Annotated in this window: 15 protein-coding genes; 4 read left to right on the top strand and 11 right to left on the bottom strand. The window is 67.7% G+C overall.

Features of this window, described 5'->3' with window-relative positions; genetic code table 11:
* Positions 1 to 57 precede the first annotated feature (57 nt).
* The 3 genes from ACW173_RS01935 (at position 58) to ACW173_RS01925 (ending at position 2,136) form a co-directional block, all read left to right on the top strand.
* On the top strand, positions 58 to 795 hold the full coding sequence (locus ACW173_RS01935) for a 3-deoxy-manno-octulosonate cytidylyltransferase (RefSeq protein WP_492083205.1): 738 nt from the start codon (positions 58 to 60) through the stop codon (positions 793 to 795).
* Positions 792 to 1,643, top strand: a complete 852-nt coding sequence (locus tag ACW173_RS01930; protein ID WP_492083204.1) for a prephenate dehydratase — start codon at positions 792 to 794, stop codon at positions 1,641 to 1,643. The genes ACW173_RS01935 and ACW173_RS01930 overlap by 4 nt, the downstream gene beginning before the upstream one ends.
* A 76-nt stretch (positions 1,644 to 1,719) precedes the next feature.
* Entirely contained in the window at positions 1,720 to 2,136 is a 417-nt protein-coding gene (locus tag ACW173_RS01925) for an MAPEG family protein (RefSeq protein ID WP_492083203.1), read from the top strand.
* Between the two features lie 47 nt (positions 2,137 to 2,183).
* On the opposite strand, the gene nadC is transcribed toward ACW173_RS01925, so the two are convergent.
* From nadC to nadA, 3 genes are all read right to left on the bottom strand, one after another.
* Positions 2,184 to 3,032, bottom strand: a complete 849-nt coding sequence (nadC, locus tag ACW173_RS01920; protein WP_492083202.1) for a carboxylating nicotinate-nucleotide diphosphorylase — start codon at positions 3,030 to 3,032, stop codon at positions 2,184 to 2,186.
* The gene (locus tag ACW173_RS01915) at positions 3,029 to 4,546 is read right to left on the bottom strand and encodes an L-aspartate oxidase (RefSeq protein ID WP_492083201.1); all 1,518 of its coding nucleotides are present in this window, start codon (positions 4,544 to 4,546) and stop codon (positions 3,029 to 3,031) included. Before ACW173_RS01915 ends, nadC begins: the two co-directional genes overlap by 4 nt.
* A gap of 161 nt (positions 4,547 to 4,707) precedes the next feature.
* Positions 4,708 to 5,811, bottom strand: a complete 1,104-nt coding sequence (nadA, locus tag ACW173_RS01910; RefSeq protein ID WP_492083199.1) for a quinolinate synthase NadA — start codon at positions 5,809 to 5,811, stop codon at positions 4,708 to 4,710.
* Positions 5,812 to 6,539: 728 nt separating this feature from the next.
* On the opposite strand from nadA, the gene ACW173_RS01905 reads away from it, so the two are divergent.
* Positions 6,540 to 9,470 (top strand): TonB-dependent receptor plug domain-containing protein, encoded by a 2,931-nt coding sequence (locus ACW173_RS01905; protein WP_492085864.1) that lies wholly within the window; start codon positions 6,540 to 6,542, stop codon positions 9,468 to 9,470.
* A 67-nt stretch (positions 9,471 to 9,537) separates the two neighbouring features.
* Here the strand turns inward: ACW173_RS01905 and ACW173_RS01900 are convergent, their stop codons facing one another.
* The 8 genes from ACW173_RS01900 to ACW173_RS01865 all read right to left on the bottom strand — a co-directional run bounded on the left by ACW173_RS01900 (position 9,538) and on the right by ACW173_RS01865 (position 18,986).
* The gene (locus tag ACW173_RS01900) at positions 9,538 to 10,161 is read right to left on the bottom strand and encodes a hypothetical protein (RefSeq protein WP_492083198.1); all 624 of its coding nucleotides are present in this window, start codon (positions 10,159 to 10,161) and stop codon (positions 9,538 to 9,540) included.
* Between the two features lie 172 nt (positions 10,162 to 10,333).
* On the bottom strand, positions 10,334 to 12,643 hold the full coding sequence (locus tag ACW173_RS01895) for a TonB-dependent receptor (RefSeq protein WP_492083197.1): 2,310 nt from the start codon (positions 12,641 to 12,643) through the stop codon (positions 10,334 to 10,336).
* Between the two features lie 246 nt (positions 12,644 to 12,889).
* A complete protein-coding gene (locus tag ACW173_RS01890; RefSeq protein ID WP_492083196.1) occupies positions 12,890 to 14,515 on the bottom strand; it encodes an autotransporter outer membrane beta-barrel domain-containing protein in 1,626 nt (541 codons plus the stop codon).
* Positions 14,516 to 14,805: 290 nt separating this feature from the next.
* On the bottom strand, positions 14,806 to 15,222 hold the full coding sequence (locus tag ACW173_RS01885) for a DUF1801 domain-containing protein (RefSeq protein WP_492083195.1): 417 nt from the start codon (positions 15,220 to 15,222) through the stop codon (positions 14,806 to 14,808).
* Positions 15,223 to 15,229: 7 nt separating this feature from the next.
* The gene (locus ACW173_RS01880; protein ID WP_492083194.1) at positions 15,230 to 15,640 is read right to left on the bottom strand and encodes a DUF1801 domain-containing protein; all 411 of its coding nucleotides are present in this window, start codon (positions 15,638 to 15,640) and stop codon (positions 15,230 to 15,232) included.
* Between the two features lie 5 nt (positions 15,641 to 15,645).
* Entirely contained in the window at positions 15,646 to 16,080 is a 435-nt protein-coding gene (locus ACW173_RS01875) for an SRPBCC family protein (protein WP_492083193.1), read from the bottom strand.
* Positions 16,077 to 16,403, bottom strand: a complete 327-nt coding sequence (locus tag ACW173_RS01870; RefSeq protein ID WP_492083192.1) for an ArsR/SmtB family transcription factor — start codon at positions 16,401 to 16,403, stop codon at positions 16,077 to 16,079. Before ACW173_RS01870 ends, ACW173_RS01875 begins: the two co-directional genes overlap by 4 nt.
* A gap of 183 nt (positions 16,404 to 16,586) precedes the next feature.
* Positions 16,587 to 18,986, bottom strand: coding sequence for a hybrid sensor histidine kinase/response regulator (locus ACW173_RS01865; protein ID WP_492083191.1), 2,400 nt, complete (start codon positions 18,984 to 18,986; stop codon positions 16,587 to 16,589).
* Positions 18,987 to 19,035 lie beyond the last annotated feature (49 nt).

Here is a 19,035-nt window from a genome sequence, read left to right as displayed (position 1 = left end):
TACACGCTACCGCCCCTCGCGCAACCGGTTGGCAAAGATTTGAGGCCACGAACCGCCATGAACCCGATCGTCCTGATCCCCGCGCGGATGGCGGCCACGCGTCTGCCGAACAAGCCGCTGGCCGACATTGGCGGGATTCCGATGATTGTCCGGGTTCTGCGCCAGGCCCTGGCGGCCAATATCGGCCCGGTGGCCGTGGCGGCCGGCGATGCGGAGATCGTCGAGGCGGTGCGGGCGGCCGGCGGGACGGCGGTGCTGACCGATCCGGACCTGCCCTCGGGCTCGGACCGGATCCTGGCGGCCCTGGCGCGGCTGGATCCCCAGTTCGAGCACGACGTGATCATCAACCTGCAAGGCGACATGCCGTTCGTCGATCCGGCCGTGCTGAGCGACTGCGCCCGAATCCTGGAAGAGTTCAGCGACGCCGACATCGCCACCGTGGTGGCGCCCGAGGCCTCGCCCGCCGACCGGTCCAACCCCGACGTGGTCAAGGCCGTGCTGGCGATGGAGGACGACGGGACAAGCGGCCGCGCGCTCTATTTCACCCGCTCGACCCTCTATGGCGACGCGCCGGTGTGGCGTCACATCGGCATCTACGGCTATCGCCGCGAGGCGCTGGAGGCGTTCAACGCCGCCTCGCCCTCGCCCCTGGAAAAGCGCGAGAAGCTGGAGCAGCTGCGCGCCATGGAGCAGGGCATGATCATCCGCGCCGCCGTGGCCACCGAGGCCCCGATCTCCGTCGACAATCCGTCCGACCTCGAAGCAGCCCGTCGGCAGGCTGGGAAACAAGCATGAGCATCCTCAAGAAGATCGCCTTCCAGGGCGAGCCCGGCGCCAACAGCCACGAGGCGTGCCGGACGTATTTCCCGGACTTTGAGGCCTATCCCTGCAAGACCTTCGAGGAGGCCTTCGAGGCGATCAAGACCGGCGCCGCGCAGCTGGGCATGATCCCGATCGAGAACTCGATCGCCGGCCGCGTCGCCGACGTGCACCACCTGCTGCCGGCTTCGGGCCTGAAGATCATCGGCGAGCGTTTCAAGCCGATCCGCTTCCAGCTGATGGCCAACAAGGGCGTCAAGCTGGAGGACGTGAAGGTGGTCAGCTCGATGCCGATCGCGCTGAGCCAGTGCCGCAATAGCCTCAAGCGTCTAGGCGTCGAGACCGAGGCGGCCGGCGACACCGCCGGCGCGGCCAAGGCCCTGGCCCTGAAGCCCAACCCGCGCCACGCCGCCGTCGCCCCGGCCCTGGCGGCCGAGATCTACGGCCTGGAGATCCTGGCCCGCGACATCGAGGACGAGCGCCATAACACCACGCGCTTCCTGGTGATGACGGCCGACAAGACCCCGCCGGCCCCGGACTTCACCCACCGCTGCGTGACCAGCTTCGTGTTCCGTGTCCGCAACCTGCCGGCCGCGCTCTACAAGGCGCTGGGCGGTTTCGCGACCAACGGCGTCAACATGACCAAGCTGGAAAGCTACATGGAAGGCGGGGCCTTCACGGCGACCTTCTTCTACGCCGAGGTCGACGGCCGGCCGGAGGATCGCTCGCTGGCCCTGGCGCTGGACGAGCTGAAGTTCTTCTCCGAGCGTTTCGAGATCCTGGGCGTTTACCCGGCCGACCCGTTCCGAGACCGGGGAAATTGATCCTCCCCGAACGTCACCCTTTGCGATAACGACGTTCTCTGGTTAGCCTGGGCCTCAACGACAAGGGGAGGTTCATATGCAGACGTCGATGATCGCGCCGGTGATGGTGCTCGTGGGCTGGTCGCTGCTGATCTGGCTGTGGATGTACGTCCAGCGGATCCCGGCCATGCAGAAGGCCGGCATCAAGCCGCAGGACGCACGGTTTCCAGGGTCGCTGGACAAGCTGCCCGACGGGGCGCGGCAGGCGGCCGACAACTACAACCATCTGATGGAGCAGCCGACCATCTTCTACGCGGCGGCGTTGGCCATCCAGGTCGCGGGGCACGCAGACGGCATGGCCGTCCACTTCGCCTGGGTCTATGTGGTCACGCGAGTGCTGCACAGCCTGGTGCAGGTCAGCGTGAACCTGGTGGCGGTGCGGTTCCTGCTGTTCGTGATTTCCACGGGCGTGCTGGCGGCGATGGTGGTGCGCGAGTTGCCGCGGATTTTCTAGAGCCTGGAACACCCCACTCTCTTGGAGCGAGGGAGCTCGCTTTGCCGCTAGCTGGCGTCGAGCCCGATGTCCAGGACCGGCGCCGAGTGCGTCAGCGCGCCCACGCTAATGACGTCCACGCCCGTCTCGGCGATTGCCTGCACGGTGGTGAGGTTCACCCCGCCCGAGGCCTCCAGCACCGCCCGGCCCTTGGCCAGGCTGACGGCGGTCTTCAGGTCGTCGAGGCTGAAATTGTCCAGCATCACCACGTCGGGGCCGTGCTTCAGCGCTTCTTCCAGCTGGTCCAGGCCGTCGACCTCGACCTCGACCTTGACCAGGTGGCCGGCATAGGCCCGCGCCCGGCGGACGGCTTCGCCGACGCCGCCGCAGGCGACGACGTGGTTGTCCTTGATCAGGATGGCGTCATCCAGGCCAAAGCGGTGGTTGACCCCGCCGCCGCAGCGGACGGCGTATTTCTCCAGCGCCCGTAGGCCGGGGGTCGTCTTGCGGGTGTCGACGATGGTCGCGCCCGTGCCCTCGACCAGGCGGACGTAAGCGCGGGTCAGGGTGGCGACGCCCGAGAGGCGGCCCAGCAGGTTCAGGCCGGTGCGCTCGGCGATCAGCACGGCGCGGGCATTGCCTTCGGCGCGGGCCAGCACCGTGCCGGGCAGCACGTCCGAGCCGTCCGGCGTCACCATTTCGAAGCTGGCGGTCGGGTCCAGGGCGGCCAGGGACAGGCGCGCGCAGGAAAGGCCGGAAACCCTCCCATCCTGCCGACTGGCCCAGACCACCGACAGGCGCGCGTCCGGATCGATGCAGGCCTCGCCGGTGATGTCGCCGGCGCGGCCCAGGTCCTCGGCCAGGGCCAGGTCGACGATCGGGCGGACCAGCAGGTCCGCGAGAGGCGTAATGGTCATTCGGCGGCGTAACGGACGGCGGCGTCCGTGCTCTCCAGGGTGACGAAGGTGCGGGCCGCTTGGGCGGTCGCGGGGAAGTCGCCGCGATAGTGGCCGCCGCGGCTTTCCTGGCGAGCCAGGGCGGCGTCGACGATCAGGCGGGCGGCGACGAGGGGCGGGCAGGGACCGTAGGCCGGCTCCAGGGCGTCGATCTGTTCCAGCAGGCGGGTCAGGCCGGCTTCGTCGCGGATCACGCCGGCGTCGCGGCTCATGGCCTTGCGCAGGATCCGCAGCATGGCGTCCGGCAGGTCGGGCAGGGGCGCCAGGCTGACCGGCTCGCCGCCGTTCGCACCTTCGATCGCCGCCGCATGGCCGGCGCGAGCGCCAAAGACGGCCGCTTCCAGCAGGCTGTTGGAGGCCAGGCGGTTGGCGCCCTGCACCCCGGTCGAGGCGCACTCGCCGGCGGCGTACAGGCCCGCCAGGCTGGCGCGGCCGTCCAGGTCGGTGGCCACCCCGCCCATGTGGTAGTGCACGGCCGGCGTGACCGGGATCATCTCGCGGCGCGGATCGATGCCTGCGCTTTGGCAGGCCTCGAACACGGCCGGGAACTCGTGCGGGAAATGAGCGCCGACCGCCGTCGTCGCGTCCAGGAAAGCGCCTCGGCCCGCGGCGCGCTCGGCGTGGATGGCGCGAGCGACGACGTCACGCGGCGCCAGTTCCTTGGCCGGATGGTAGTCGGCCATGAAGGCGTGGCCATCGGTATTGCGCAGGATCGAGCCTTCGCCGCGTAGGGCCTCGGTGGCCAGCGGGGCGGGATCGCGGCCGATGTCGATGGCCGTGGGGTGGAACTGCACGAACTCCGGATCGGCGATCGTCGCGCCCGCCAGGGCGGCCAGTCCCAGGCCCTCGCCGCGTACTTCGGCCGGGGTGGTGGTAACGGCGTAGAGCCCGCCGACGCCGCCGGTGGCCAGGATCACGCTGGGGCTGCGGATCTCGACGATTTCGCCGGCGATCTGGGCCAGCACCCCGACCACGCGGCCGGTCTCGTCCTGCAGCAGGCGGCGGGCGCGGGCGTTCTCGCGGACCTCGATGGTTGGGGTCGCGCGGACGGCCGCGATCACGGCGGCCATGATCGCCGCGCCGGCTCCGTCGCCGCCGACCCGGGCGACCCGGGCCTTGGCATGGGCGGCTTCCAGGCTGAGCACGAACTCGCCACCGGCTTTCCGGTCGAAGGGCGCGCCCAGGGCGGCGAGATCGCGGACGGCCCGCGGGCCTTCGTGGGTCAGCAGGGCGACGGCGTCCGGATCGCAGAGACCCGCGCCGGCGGCGATGGTGTCGGCGGCGTGCAACTCCGGCGTGTCGTCAGCGGCCAGGGCGGCGGCCATGCCCCCTTGCGCCCAGGCGCTGGAGCAGCCGGTCGCCAGCGGCGTGGGCGACAGGACGAGGGCCTTGCCCGCCGCCAGAGCGGCGGTGAGACCGGCAAGACCCGCGCCGAGAATGACGGGGCCGTCGAAGTTCACGCGATACTGGGTCATCTCACGCTCCACTCCCTTCCCCCTTGATGGGGGGAAGGGCCGGGGATGGGGGTGAACACGGCGGTTCGACCATCCGAGAAAGACGGAGGACGGTGTTGAAGCGGATCGGCCGCGTCACCCCCATCCCCAACCCTTCCCCCCATCAAGGGGGAAGGGGGTTCTTAGATCAGCTCGACATCCACGTGATGCCGGGCCTTCACCAGGTCGTACCGGGCCGGCACGGCCGGCGGCGGCAGGTCGATCATCCGCTGCACGGCCAGGCGGGCGCGGTCGAGGATGTCGGCGTCGACCGTCACCTCGTATTGCTCGTAGACCAGGGCGTCGTGGATGTTCCGGAGCGTAATGCGCTTCATGTGCGGGCACATGTTGCAGGGGCCGATGAACTGGGTCCGCGGGCTTTCGGCCTGGACGTTGCTGGCCATCGAGCACTCGGTGATCAGCACCACCTGGGCCGGCTTCTTGGCGGCCACATAGTCGTTCATCGCGGCGGTCGAGCCGGCGAAGTCGGCGGCCTCGAGGATCTCGGCCGGGCACTCGGGGTGGGCCAGCACTTCCGCGCCCGGCCAGGCCGCGCGCATGTCGGCGATGTCCTGGGCGGTGAAGCGCTTGTGGACTTCGCAATGCCCTGCCCAGGCGATGATCTTGACGTCGGTCTGGCGGGCGACGTTGCGGGCCAGATATTCGTCGGGGATCAGGATGACCTTGTCGGTCCCCCATTCCTTGGCGGCCCACTCGACCACCTGCACGGCGTTGGCGCTGGTGCAGCAGATGTCGGTCTCGGCCTTCACGTCGGCCGTGGTGTTGACGTAGGTGACGACCGGCACGCCCGGATAGCGCTGCTTGATCAGTCGCACGTCGGCGCCGGTGATCGAGGAGGCCAGGCTGCAGCCCGCCTTAAGGTCGGGAATCAGGATCTTCTTCTGAGGCGAGAGGACCTTGCTGGTCTCGGCCATGAAGTGCACGCCGGCCTGGACGATGATCTGGGCGTCGCTCTTGGCCGCCTCCTTGGCCAGGGCCAAGCTGTCGCCCACGAAGTCGCCCACGCCATGGAAGATGTCCGGCGTCATGTAGTTGTGAGCCAGGATGGCGGCGTTCTTCTCGCGCTTGAGGCGGTTGATCTCGGCGATCAGCGGCGCCTGCGTCCGCCACTCCATGGGGGTGACGTGATGCTTGACCTTGTCCCAGATCCCGCTGGTCTCCGCCTCGATCTGGGCGGTGAATTCCCCCTTGAAGGGTTCTCGGGGAGCGGCAAACCCGTCGGCCATCTGATACTCCGTTATGCTCAAAGTGAGCATTTCCAGGGCCTCAAAAAACGCCGGCGCCTCTCGGAGCGTTCCGTTCGGGATCCGGCGTCCAGGTTATGCTGAAAGTGAGCATAACCGTCCCGTCACATATAGCCGCTGCGAAGCGGAATGCAAACCCGGCTTATTCTGAAAGCGGGGCGCCATTTTCTGGGGCGAAGCCCGAAAGGGTCGGTGCAATGGATTTGGCGCGGGGGTGGGTGTCGACACACGTTGCTTGCCAAGAACGACGTTATCTACGTCAGTTCTTATCCTTACATATCGGTAATGTGGAAGAAAGATTCCACCGTTGCGGCTGGTGCGCAGAAAGCTCGGGCCTTGCTCCCTTGATGCGTTATGTACAGTAATTGCTGTACAAGTAGTCGATAACTAATCTCCGTATCGAAATTCGAAAATGACAAGGAGTGTCGCGAACCTAAAGTGGCAATTTTGTCTTCATGTATATTCATATGCAACTACAGAGTATTTGGATTACTTTGTTGTAATGATGTGACTTTAATGAGACAGCGATTTGGCGCGTTATTTCAGAGACGCAATGTTCGTTGACCTAGGATCGTTTCGGCCCGTAGCTCCCCGCCAGCCGAATTCAACGAGGGGTTCGGAACCGCGCATGCCCACCATGCGCGCGCCTAGAGGCTGGGGAGTTTAACTTGAATACGAAGTCCATCCGGGAGCGCCTGCTGGCCTCCTCCATGATCTGCGGCGCCGCCGTGGCCGTGCTCGGCGCGGGCCAGGCCGCCGCCCAAACAGCTCCGGCGCCGGAGCAAACCGAAGTCGAAGAAATCGTCGTCACCGGCTCGCTGTTCCGCCGGACCGACACCGAAACCCCGTCGCCCGTCACCGTGATGACGGCGGAAACCCTGGCGCACGCGGGCATCAGCACCGCCGCCGAAGCTATCCGCACGATCTCGGCCGACGGCGCCGGCTCGATCGGCACCGGCTTCCAGACCGGCTTCTCGGCCGGTGGTTCGGCCGTGTCGCTGCGCGGCCTGGGCGTGTCCTCGACCCTGGTTCTGGTCGACGGCCTTCGCTCGACCAACTTCCCGCTGAACGACGACGGCCACAACGCCTATGTCGACCTGAACTCGATCCCGTTCAGCCTGATCGACCGTATTGAAGTCCTGAAGGACGGCGCTTCGTCGTCGTACGGCGCCGACGCCATCGGCGGCGTTGTGAACCTGAAGCTCAAGAAGCAGTTCAACGGCGTCAAGGGCAGCCTGGAAGGCGGCGAAAGCGACCGCGGCGATGCTTCGCACAAGCGCGCCGACATCACCCTGGGCTTCGGCGACTATGCCGAGCAAGGCTTCAACTTCTACGTCAACGCCGAGTACCAGAAGGACGGTCGGGTCTCGAACCACAGCCGTGGCTTCCCGTACAACACCCAGGACCTGAGCTCGATCGGCGGTCGCGACCTGAACTCGGCCGACGATTCGCTGACCACGGCCACGCCGAACGCCGTCGTGATCCGCATGAGCCAGCGCGACCTGAACGACCCGCTGTCGGGCACCGGTACGCTGTTGGACCCGACCCGGACCTACACCTCGCTGAACTTGAACTGCGCCAACGGCACCTACACGCAGGTCAGCGCCAACGCGAACGGCACCGGCTGTAAGTGGGACCTGGTCGACACCTACCGTCAGATCCAGCCGCTGCAGAAGCGCTACGCCTTCAACGGTCGCCTGAGCTTCCGCCTGAACGAGAACGTCGAGGGCTACGTCACCGGCAGCTATTCGAGCAACTACGTCAGCATCAAGGGCACGCCCAGCGCCGTCCGCGCCACCCAGCCCTACGGCGGCTCGCCGTCGCTGTCGGCCCTGACCGTCGTCCTGCCGGTGTGGGTCTGCCCGACCGGCAACAACTGCGCCGATCCCGCCACCGTCGGTCGCCGCCTGAACCCGAACAACCCGTACGCCGCCGCCTTCGCCGCTGACCCGTCGAACGGCGCCGCGCGTCTGTACTACCTGTTCGGCGACATCCCGGCCGGCAGCGAGCGCGACAACCGCGTCATCCGCGGCACCGCCGGTCTGAAGGGCGATATTGACGGCGACTGGAACTGGGCCGTCGACATCGTCGGCGCGCGCGACAACCTGACGATCGAGCAGCATGGCCTGCTCAACATCGCCGCCGTGCGTAACGCGATCAACACCGGCTCGTACAACTTCGTCGACCCGTCGAAGAACACCGCCGCCGTGCGCGACGCGATCGCGCCGGACGTCCGCACGCCGTCGCACTCGTCGCTGATGTCGATCGACGCCTCGATCACCAAGAAGCTGTGGGCTCTGCCCGGCGGCGACATGATGCTGGCCGTCGGCGCCCAGGCCCGTAAGGAAGTCCTGGAGAACAACAACCAGAACGTCCGCCTCGACACCTACGGCCTGACCACCTCGTCGGCCTTCGGTAAGCACACGGTCAAGGCCGCCTTCTTCGAAGTCGCCGCGCCGGTCCTCGACACCCTCGAACTGAACGTGTCGGGCCGCTACGACGACTACTCGGAAGGCTTCAGCCACTTCTCGCCGAAGTTCGGCGCGAAGTTCACGCCGATCAAGCAACTTGCCTTCCGCGGCACGTTCTCGAAGGGCTTCCGCGCGCCGACCTTCGCCGAAGCCAATCCGCGTTCGCAGTACGCCGGCTTCGTCAGCTTCTCGCCGCCCGCGGGCTTCATCGCGGCCCACGGCGGCAGCACCAACCCCTACGCCCAGACCTACAGCATCGGTCGCGGCTATGCGGGTAACCCCGACCTGAAGCCGGAAAAGTCGCGCAGCTTCACCCTGGGCACGATCTTCGAACCGACCCGCTGGCTGAGCCTGACGGCCGACTACTACAACGTGAAGAAGTCGGACCTGATCATCGCCGGTCCGAAGTCGCAAGACGCCATCGCGGCCTACTTCACCAAGACGAACCAGACCGACGCCTGCGCCGCCGTCGCCGCCGTTGGCGCCGGCTACGCCTGTAACGTCGTCGACGTGATCGACCCGCTGGCGCCCACGGCCCTGCCGCGTCTGCTGATCCTGACCGCGCCCTATGTCAACGCCAACGCGATGACGACGGCGGGCGTGGACGTTTCGGCCACGGTGAAGATGACGCTGACGGACAGCATCCGCTGGACCAGCCGCGCCGAAGTCACCCACGTCCTGAAGTCGGACCTGAAGCTGGATGACGGCACCGTCTGGAAGTACGCCGGGACCCTCGGCCCGTACGACCTGTCGTCGGGCAACGGCACGCCGGACTGGCGCGGTAACTGGCAGAACACCTTCTCGTTCGGCGAGAAGTACACGCTGTCGGCCACCGCCTACTATGTCGGCAAGATCAAGTCGGTCGCTCGCGACCAACGGGCCGACATGACCTGCGCCACGGGCAACCAGTACTTCCCGGGCACCGGCGCGTCGAACATCGATATCGGCAACCGCTTCTGCAACATCAAGCGCTTCATCAACGTGGACGTGAACGGCACCGCCCAGGTGAACGATCAGGTCCAGGTGTACGCCAACGTTGCGAACGTGTTCGACAGCAAGGCTCCGGTCGCTCCGGGCGCCTACTCGTCGGCGCCGAACTTCCTGACGTCCTTCCACTACGCCGGCCTGATCGGTCGTACGTTCAAGGTCGGCGTCCGCTTCGCCTACTAAGACTCTCGAGCCTCACGGCGAGAGGGGAGGGCCGGTTCCGCGAGGAACCGGCCCTTTTCGTTTGGTCTCACCGCTTCGGCGGCTGCAGGAACTCGTGAGCGTGGACCGTCCTGTACGGCAGGTCTTCCAGGAACGGCCCCTGCTTCTCGGCGAAGTAGGACGAGGTCGCGAAGGTCGAATAGCCCAGGGTCGTGACCTCGCCGGCCGTGGACACCGCCAGGCCCGAGACGCGGCCGATCTTGTTCGGGTCGCGGGCGTCCGCCGCCGTCGCCGGGCGCGCGCTCTTGGCCGCGTCGATCAGCAGGTAGGTCGAGACCCCGCCGCCGCCGCTGGCGCGTCCGCCGGCCCAGGCGACCGCCCGCGCCTCGGCCTGGCGGTCGGCGGGGCCCGAGAGCGAGCAGGTGCGACGCTCGCCGCGATCCAGCTTTTGAACGCCCGAGACCAGGGTGTAGCCGTCACGCGACCAGGCCTTGGCGCGGTCGAAGCCCTTCGGCGCCTTGGCCGCGGGCCAGCCCTTGGCGGCGGCGCGGACGACGTCGGGATCGGCGTTGGCATGGACGCACGCCTGCCGGAACTCGGTGAAGAGGTCGGCGGACTGAGCCGAGGCGGCCGGGGCGGCCAGGAGGGCCGTGACGGCGAGGCCAATGGGGGCCAGGCCAATGGGGGCCAGGATCGACCAGGACGAGCGCATGGATAGGCTCCGGCTGAGCTATGACAGCGTCAGCCTAATCCCCAAAAGCGCGCATGCGCAAATCCTTAGGTTGAGCCGCGGCGCCGGGCCAAGAAAAGCCCCGGAGCTCGCGGGCTCCAGGGCTAGGCAGAGCTTGGCCCAGCCCGTGAAGGCTGGACCGGGGAGGAAACGCTTATTTCAGCTTGGCGCTCAGCGAGACGCCGACGATGCGGGGCTCGTTGTAGACGGCGGCCATGTAGTTCTCGATCACGCCCTTGAGGTTCTTCTCATTGGTGATGTTGCGACCGAACAGGGCGATCTCGTAACCCTTGTCCAGGTTCTCGTAGCCCAGCTTCAGGCCGCCCTCGAAGTTGCCCTTCGAGTAGAACTCGCGGGTCTTGTAGAGCACGTAGTTGGTGTAGCCCTGGACGTTCCAGTCGGTCATGGCGAACAGGCGGCCGGCCTCGCCGACCGGCACGTCGTAGCGCGCGGTGAAGTTCAGGTTGTACTTCGGCGCGTTCGGCAGCGGCTGGCCGTCGATCTGGGCGAAGGTGTTGGTCCCCACCTTGATCGTCGGGTTTTCGACCGTGCAGACCACCACGCCATTGAGAGCGCAGACCTGGGCGTAGACGCGCTTGTCCTTGATCTCGCTGTGTAGGTAGCTGGCGCCAGCCGTCAGCAGCAGGTTCTGGACCGGGCGCCATTCCAGGTCGGCCTCGACGCCATAAGCCTTGGCCTTGTCGGCGTTGAACAGCACGCCGTTGCCGTTGCTGTCGTTGCCGTTCAGCTGGATGTCGCTGACTTCATAGGTGAAGGCCGAGGCGTTGAAACGCAGGGTGTTCTCGAGCAGGAAGCTCTTGAAGCCCACTTCGTACGACTGGATCGTTTCCGAATCCGCCGTGGTGAAGTCGGCGTTGAACACCGCCGAGCGGCCCTGGATGGTCGGACCGCGGAAGCCCTTGGCCACGCGGGCGTAGGCGCTGACGTCCGGATTGATCTGGTAGTTGGCCGACAGGTCCCAGCTGACCTGCTCGTCGGCCAGGCGCACGTAACGACGACCGGTGTAGGTCGAGACGTTGGCGGCGGTGTTCGAGGTCTTCTTCAGGACGGTCTTCTTGGCGTCGTAGGTGTCACGCACGCCGGCCGTGATCGTCAGGGCGTCGGTCAGCTGGTAGCTGGCCTGGCCGAACACCGCCCACGAGGTGTTCAGGTTGTGCAGGCGCACCCAGTTGTTGGGGTTGTAGCCGGCGGAGGTCGGCAGCAGGAAGACGCCGCGCTGATAGAAGTCGGTGGTGTCGCGCGAGTCGAAGTACATGCCGCCGACTTGCCATTTCAGCTTGCCGTCGCCGTTGCTGGCCAGGCGGAGTTCCTGGGTCAGCTGGTCCAGGTCGCGGACCTGGCCCATCGACTGGCCAAAGCCGTTCGGCGCGCCGCCGACCGGGAAGTTGGCCGCCGCGCCGCCGTCGGTGTCGCCACGGCTGTAGCCCTCGGTGTGCTCCAGCGCGCTGATCGAGGTCAGGGTCACCGGGCCGAAGTCGTAGTCGACATGGGCCGAGATGCCGTAGGTGTCATAGGCCTGCGGGTTGTTGTCCGCCTCGTCCAGGGCGACCTGGTCGCGCGGAGCATTCGGCGTGTTCGAACCCTTGGTCAGGGCCTGGCGCAGGAACAGCGTCGAGGTGCCTTCGTACGAACGGGCGTGGGCCGAGACCAGGACCGACAGTTTGTCGCTGGGCTTGGCCAGCACCTGCAGGCGGGCGTCCTTCTCGGTGAAGCCGCCCATGGCGTTCTTCCGAGGCGTCTTGGTGCCGTCGGCGCTGACGCCGGCGAAGGTGTTGTCCACATAGTCGTCGCGGTGCTGGTACAGCACCGAGGCGCGGAACATCAGGCCGTCGGCGATCGGGCCGCCCACGCCGCCGTCGAAGGTGGTCGTGCCGTACGTGCCGTACGAGGCCGAGAACCGACCGTTGAAGTCCTTGCTCGGCTTGATGGTGTCGAACTTGACGATGCCGGCGGTGGTGTTGCGGCCAAACAGCGAGCCCTGCGGGCCGCGCAGCACTTCGACCTGGGCGATGTCGAACAGCGGGTTCGACTTCAGGACCACGTGCTCCAGCACGACGTCGTCATGGATGATCGACACGGGCTGCGAGGCGCCCAGGTAGAAGTCGATGTTGCCGAGGCCCCGGATGTAGAAGCGCGGGAAGATCCGGCCGGTGGTGGTTTCGGCGTAGAAGCTGGGGACCTTGCCCGACAGCGCCAGGATGTCGCCGCCATCGGCGGTGATGGCGCGCAGCTGGTCGCCGGCGACGGCGGCCACCGACAGCGGCACCTTCTGCAGGTTCTCCGAGCGGCGCTCGGCGGTGACGACAACCTGGTCGAGAGCCGTCGAGGCTTCGGCGGGAGCTTGTTGCGCGTAGGCGGCGCCGGCGAAGGCCAGGGTCGCGGAAGCCGCGCCCAGCAGCAGCGCGAGCTTGGGGGAAGCCAGCTTGGAGGAGGAGAGACGCATGAGAGAACCTTTCATCGCGGCCGTTGTCGGCCGTCTTCGTGAAGCGCCAGGGACCTAGCGGGTCGAACGCGATGCGTTCCAGCCCGGCCGCGCCCCCTTTCCGAACCTGGAGACGCGCTCGGGGCTATAGGCGGCTTCGATGTCGGTTCAGTGAAGGTTTTACTTACTTAGCTGTGGAGGAACGCCCCGCGGGAACGGGCGATCACGCCCTCCCGCGGGACTCCGTGGCTCCAAGCCGAGAGGAGGCTAGAAGCCGATGCGCACGCCCAGCTTCAAGCCGCCGCCCGAGCGGCCGCCGCCGCTTTCACCGGCGCCTTCCAGGAAAGCCGTCGACCCGCCGACACGGTAGCTGAGACCCACCGTCAGCTGGCCGAAGGTGCGACCGCCATCCTTGGACAGGTGCTCGACCTGGTCGCCGCTGACCAGGTCCAGGCCGTTCCTGACCGTGAAGTCGTGCGCCACGAAGGCCGCGCCGTACGAGGTGAACACCCCGCCCAGCGCCTCGCCCCGCAGCGCGCCGCGCACGCCGGCCTTGGCGACGAAGCCGGTGGCGTTGTCGAAGTCCAGCTTCTGGGCGAAGGCGTCAACGTCGTCCAGGCGGCTGCTGACATAGTTGATGCTCAGCAGCTGCTCGTAGCTCACCCCGTCGTTCTCGGAGCGCGCGCCGGCCTCGATCTGGCCGCCGAACGCCGTGCCGTCGAAATCCAGGTCGATGGCGTCCGGACCGTTCGTGACCTTGATCGACTGGCGGTCGACCTTGGCCAGGGCGTTCAGGAAGTAGCCGCCGCGGGTCAGGCCCAGATAGCCGCCGATATTGGCCACCCGCAGCTTGGCCGTCTGGCCGGCCACGCCGCTGAAGCGCTGGCGCGCGTCGGCATAACCGCCGGTCAGGCCAAGCAGGACACGGCCCTCGTCCATGCCGGCGTTGATCAGATCCACGCCCATCTGGCCGCCATAGGTGGTCTGGCGATAGTCGACCGCGACGGCCTGGCCGCTCGGCCCGATCTGGTCATCGCGATCCATGCGGCCGCCGAAGGCCTGGCCCCAGACGCCCGCGCCGTCGGCGTCATGGCCAGCGTCGCGCAGGTTGGTCACGTGGGCGTTCCAGGCGTCGGCCGATTGTCGCCAGACGTCGCGGGCGCTTTCCGAGACCTTCAGCAGCTCATAGGCCCGCTGGCCGGCCACGCCCTTCAGGCGATAGGTGACGGTCTTGTCGGCCGCGACGTCCTGGACGAGTCCGTAGCGGACGAAGCCGATCTCCGCGTTCTCGACATAGAAGGCGTCCTTGGTCGAGCCGGCCGCGCCCTGGATCAGCACCGGACCCTTGTCGCCCGTGATCGTCGCGGTCTTGGCCGACAAGCCGCCCAGGACAACGGCGGTCTTGCCGTTGGCGATATCGCCGACGACCAGGCGATCGACCGCGCCCGGCTGGACGTCCAGCCCCAGGCGCGCCTGGGCGCCAGAGCCGTTGTAGTCGCCCGACAGGGTCAGGACGTCGCCAGCGTGGCCGTTGCGCAGGTCGATCAGACCCGTGTTCTTCAGGGCTTCGAGCCGCAGCAGCTTGACCTGAACGGGCGCGGTGGCCGTTGCGCCGATCGTGATGACGCTATTGTTGACCAGGCCGTTGGAGCCGCCGCCGAAGTCGACGCTTTCGGTCAGGTCGACGGTCTTGTCGTTGGTGACCAGATCATCGCCGTCCGTCAGGGGCGTGTCGCCGAACGTCTTGATCGGCTCCCTGGGCGTTTCCTGGGCCTGGGCCGCGAGCGGTGTCGCCAGGACCAGGGCGATGGCGGAAAGGGCTGCCGGCGTCACGCGGGGCAGCCAGAAACATCCCGCGGCGGCCATGCCGGCGCGGTGGACTGGACTAAACACTTACAGACTCCGTAAGCGATCGCGCCCCCGCGATGCCCGGGGTCTACTATGGCGAGGCTTGCCGGATCAAGGCGTTGGTGTGGCCGGGGTGTTGCGGGTAATTGGTGATGGAGGCGCGCGCCAATGTCGGCCATGGGGTTACCCACACAGCCGACTTCCCCGGCTTTCGCAGGGGAAGTCGGTTAAGGGAGGCTAGGAGCGGACAAGCCCAGCGTCCGCAATCGATCGCTAAGCCGACCGTCCGCTGCTTCTTATCACCGTCACCGTGGTCAAGGTGCTCGGCAGCCGGCCTAACCCTTCTTCGCCGCCCGCGCGGCCCGCGCGGCCTGGTTCACGGCCACGGCCGCGCGGATCAGGGCCTTGAAGGCGTCCGCGTCGATGGTCTCGTCTTGCCGGAAGTCGATCGCCCGGCGGACATTGCCCTCTAGGCTGGAGTTGAACAGGCCCTTGGGGTCAGCGACCGCCGCGCCCTTGGCGAAGGTGGTCTTGACGTAGGCCTTGTAGGTCTCGCCCGTGCAAATCAGGCCATCGTGAGACCAGACCGGCTTGCCCCACTTCCACTCCTCGATCACGTCGGGATCGGCCTCCAGGATCAGGACGCGGATGCGGGCCAGTTTCTCGCCGCGCCAGTCGCCCAACTCGGCGATGGCGTTGTCGATCAGGTCCGAGACGGGGACGCCTTCCGGCGCGGGCTTCATCTTGCTCATGAGGGTCTCACATGCGCTCGCCGGGCAGGGCGGCGGCCTGGCGGATCCAGTCGGTCAGCTGGGCTTCGTCCAGCACATCGCCCTCGTGGATGTGGAAGTAGCGGACGTCCGGCTGCTTGGACATGACCGGTGGGGCTGGCTGAAGCTGGGCGCCCTTGAAGAAGGCCAGCTTCACGTATTTGGCGAAAACGTGGACGCCCAGGAACCAGTGCTTCTCCTCGACGCCGTAAAGGGGAGAGTTCCACTTCACCGCCTTGCGCACGCCGGGGACGGCCGCCTCGACCAGGGCGTCGATCCGCGCCCCGACCGCGCTCTTCCAGCCCGGCATGGCGGCGATATAGGCCTGGACGGGTTCGTCGCCATGGCCCTTGGCGATCCGCGGATTGCCCCCGGACAGCAGCACGGGTTCGTCGGCCATGGCGCCTACTCTCCTTTGGCCAGCAGGGTGTCGAGCTTGTCGAGGAAGCCCTTCCAGCCGGCGTGGGCGCCGCCGAAGGCCTGCTTCTGGTCGGGACGGAATCCGGCCTGCTCCATGCGCAGGTGCGTGCCGGTGGGCGTGGGCGTGAGGGTGAAGGTCACGACGCTGGTCAGGTCGTAGGCCGGGTCCTCGTGCTTGAAGTTCCAGGTGTAGGACAGGCTCTTGGGCGGCTCGAGGCTGAGCACCTCGCAGTCCAGCACGCCGCCCCATTCGCCGCGCAGATTGAAGCGGTGGCCGACCTGGGGCTGGAAGTCGTTCTTCATCAGCCATTCCTCCATCAGGTGGGGCTGGGTCAGGGCGCGCCACAGCTTCTCGGGCGCGTGGCCGATGTCGCGTTCGACGACGACGGTCTTGGTGTTTTCGCTAAGGGTGGGGGTCATTGGTCCATCCTGTTCAAAAGGTCCTCGAGCGTGTCGAACCGGCCTTCCCAGAAGCCGGCCATCCGGCTCGTCCAGTCGATCAGCGGGGCCAGGGCGTTCAGCTGGGCGCTGCAGTGCGTCTGGCGGCCCTCGTGCCGGTCGGCCACCAGCCCGGCCGCCTTCAGCACGGCGAGGTGCTTGGAGACCGCCGGCTGGCTGACCCCCGCCTGAGCGGTCAGCGCGCCGACCGTCTGCTCGCCGTCGCGGCACAGGCGCTCGAAGAGGGCTCTACGCGTCGGGTCGGCGAGGGTGCGGAAGAGGGCGTCGTGGGGTGTTTCTGTCACTGATACATAACCATTGGGCTATGGGTTTTGTATAACTGTGGGGTTATGGGTTGGTCAAGCGCCTTTCTCCTCCCCCATTGGGGGAGGTGGCCCAGAGGGCCGGAGGGGGCAGCTCGGCATAGGCCGGCGATGCCCCCTCAGTCGCTCCGCGACAGCTCCCCCGGAAGGGGAGCAGATTCCGATTCAGTGCGGCCGCGCCCGCGCCAGGGCCTGGGCCAAGGTCTCCAGCGAGAACGGCTTGCTGATGAACGGCCAGTCCCCCGCCCGCGCGCGGCCCTGGTCGCCGCCGGTGTAACCCGAGCACAGAACCACCGGCAGGCCAGGACGGTCAGCGGCCAGTTGTTCGGCCAGGTCCACCCCGCTCTTGCCGCCCGGCATGATCACGTCACTGAGCACCAGCTGGATGCCTTCGTCCTGGGCCAGGCGGTTCAGGGCCTCGTCGACGCCGCCGGCCCGGACCACGCTGTGCCCCAGGTCATGCAGCATCACCCCGACCAGTTCGGCCACCTGTGGGTCGTCCTCGACCAGCAGCACGCGCGAGGGGACCTGGGCCTGGACATGGTCGACCTTCGGCGCGACCTCGGCGACGACGTCGCTGGTGTCGACCGGCAGCAGCAGCGCCACGGTCGCGCCACGGCCGGGCTTGCTCTCGATGTCGACCGACCCGCCCGACTGCCGCGCGAAGCCGTAGACCTGGGACAGGCCCAGGCCCGTGCCCTCGCCAGGAGCCTTGGTGGTGAAGAAGGGCTCGACCGCGCGGGCGATGGTGGCCGCGTCCATGCCGGTTCCAGTGTCGCTGACGGCGACCCGCAGATACTGGCCCGGCTCAAGCTCGCCCTGCTTGCGGGCGATGGTCACGGGGCGGCTCTCAATGGTCACCTCGCCGCCGGGCGGAGTGGCGTCGCGGGCGTTGACGACCAGGTTCAACAGGGCCGCCTCGAACTGGCCGGCGTCGATCTTGGTCGCCCGCACCCCCGCGCCCAGCCGCAGGTTGAAGGTATAGGCGTCGCCCAGGGCGCGCTTGAGCAGCCCCTCGCACTCGGCGATCAGGCCGTCGACGCGGCAGATCTCAGGCTTCAGCGGCTGGCGGCGGGCGAAGGCCAGCAGGTGCTGGGTCAGCTTCTCGCCGCGCTTGGCCGCCGCCAGGGCGGCTCCGACCATCTTCTCGCGGCGGCGCTCATCATCGGGGTGACGCTCGACCACGTCCAAGGCGCCGATGATCACGGTCAGCAGGTTGTTGAAGTCGTGGGCCACCCCGCCGGTCAGCTGGCCGATGGCTTCCAGTTTCTGGGACTGCAGCAGGGCGGCCTGGGCCGCGTCGCGCTCGGCCACGGCGGCCTCGACCCGTTCTTCCAGGAGTTCGTTGACCCCGGTGAGCTTGGCCTCGGCCCGCTTGGCGTCGGTGGTGTCGAAGGCGATGCCGATGAAGCCGACGAAGGCGCCGTCGGGGCCGAAACGCGGTTGCGAGAACGACTTCAGCCAGCGCCATTCGCCGTCGCTCCGGCGATAGCGGCCCTCCAGGACGAAGGGCTTGCGCGAGGCTTCGCCGGCCACCTGCGCCTTGAGGATGCCCGGCAGGTCCTCTGGGAACAGCCGGGTGCGCCAGTCCATGGTCAGGGCGCCGTCATAGTCGAGGCCCGTGAACTCGACATAGGCGCGGTTGACGAACTCGCGGATGCCGCCGGGCCGCGACACCCACATCAGCGCCGGGGCGCTGTCGGCCAGGTTCCGGAAGCGCGCCTCGCTCTCGCGCACCTGCTCCTCGGAGCGGCGGCGGTTGGTGACGTCGAAGTTCAGGCCGATCATGCGGATCGGCTTGCCGTCCTCGTCGCGGATCACCTCGCCGCGCCCATGCACCCAGCGCTCGCCCTGGCTCAGATCGGCCAGGCGGTACTCGACCTCGTAGTCCTCCAGCCCCTGGATCGCCCGTCGCACCCGGTCGCGGGTCATCTCGCGATCGTCGGGATGGACGTAGGCGGACAGGTCCTCGATCCGCACCCGGCCCTCGTCGGGCGCGCCCATGTTCCGCCGCGCGCCGGGCGACAGGAAGAGGTCGCCGCTGACCATGTCGTAGTCCCAGGGACCCACGCCGGCGGCTGTCTGGGTCACCCGCAGGCGGGCCTCGGCCTCGGCGCGCTCCTCGCGGGCCCGGGCCAGCATGCGCATCGCCACGCGCAGGCCCTCGGCCGCCGCCACGACCATGACGGCGCACAGCAGGAAGATGACCATGGTGGCCAGCTCGTCCTCGGACAGCGACTCGCCGTCGCGTCCGCCCCACAGCCACCAGCCGAATACGGCCCCGGCGCCGAGCGGTATCAAGCCCCACCGCCAGCCGGCATAGAGCGTGACCAGCATGATGGCCGGGAAGAACGGCTGGGTGGCGCCCACGCCGCCGTGCAGGCCCAGGAGGGCGATGCGCATAAGTACCGCCATGGCGACGCCGATCACGGCGGCCACGGCGCATCGCCACGCCGGTGGTGGAACCGGAGGGATAAGCCACGCGCTAACTAGAGCATGGATTCGACGGTGCTCGTCGGAAGCCAAGTTCGGGGCGTCTTCTTTTACCACCTCTGCTCCCCGCAAAGATGTCTTGCCAAGAGCATGGACACGCTTACCTAGAGCACGCAACACG

The sequence above is a fragment of the Caulobacter sp. ALps2 genome (assembly GCF_058681635.1).
The sequence above is the reverse complement of the archived record's forward strand: the minus strand, read 5'-3'. Positions and strand labels throughout refer to the sequence as shown.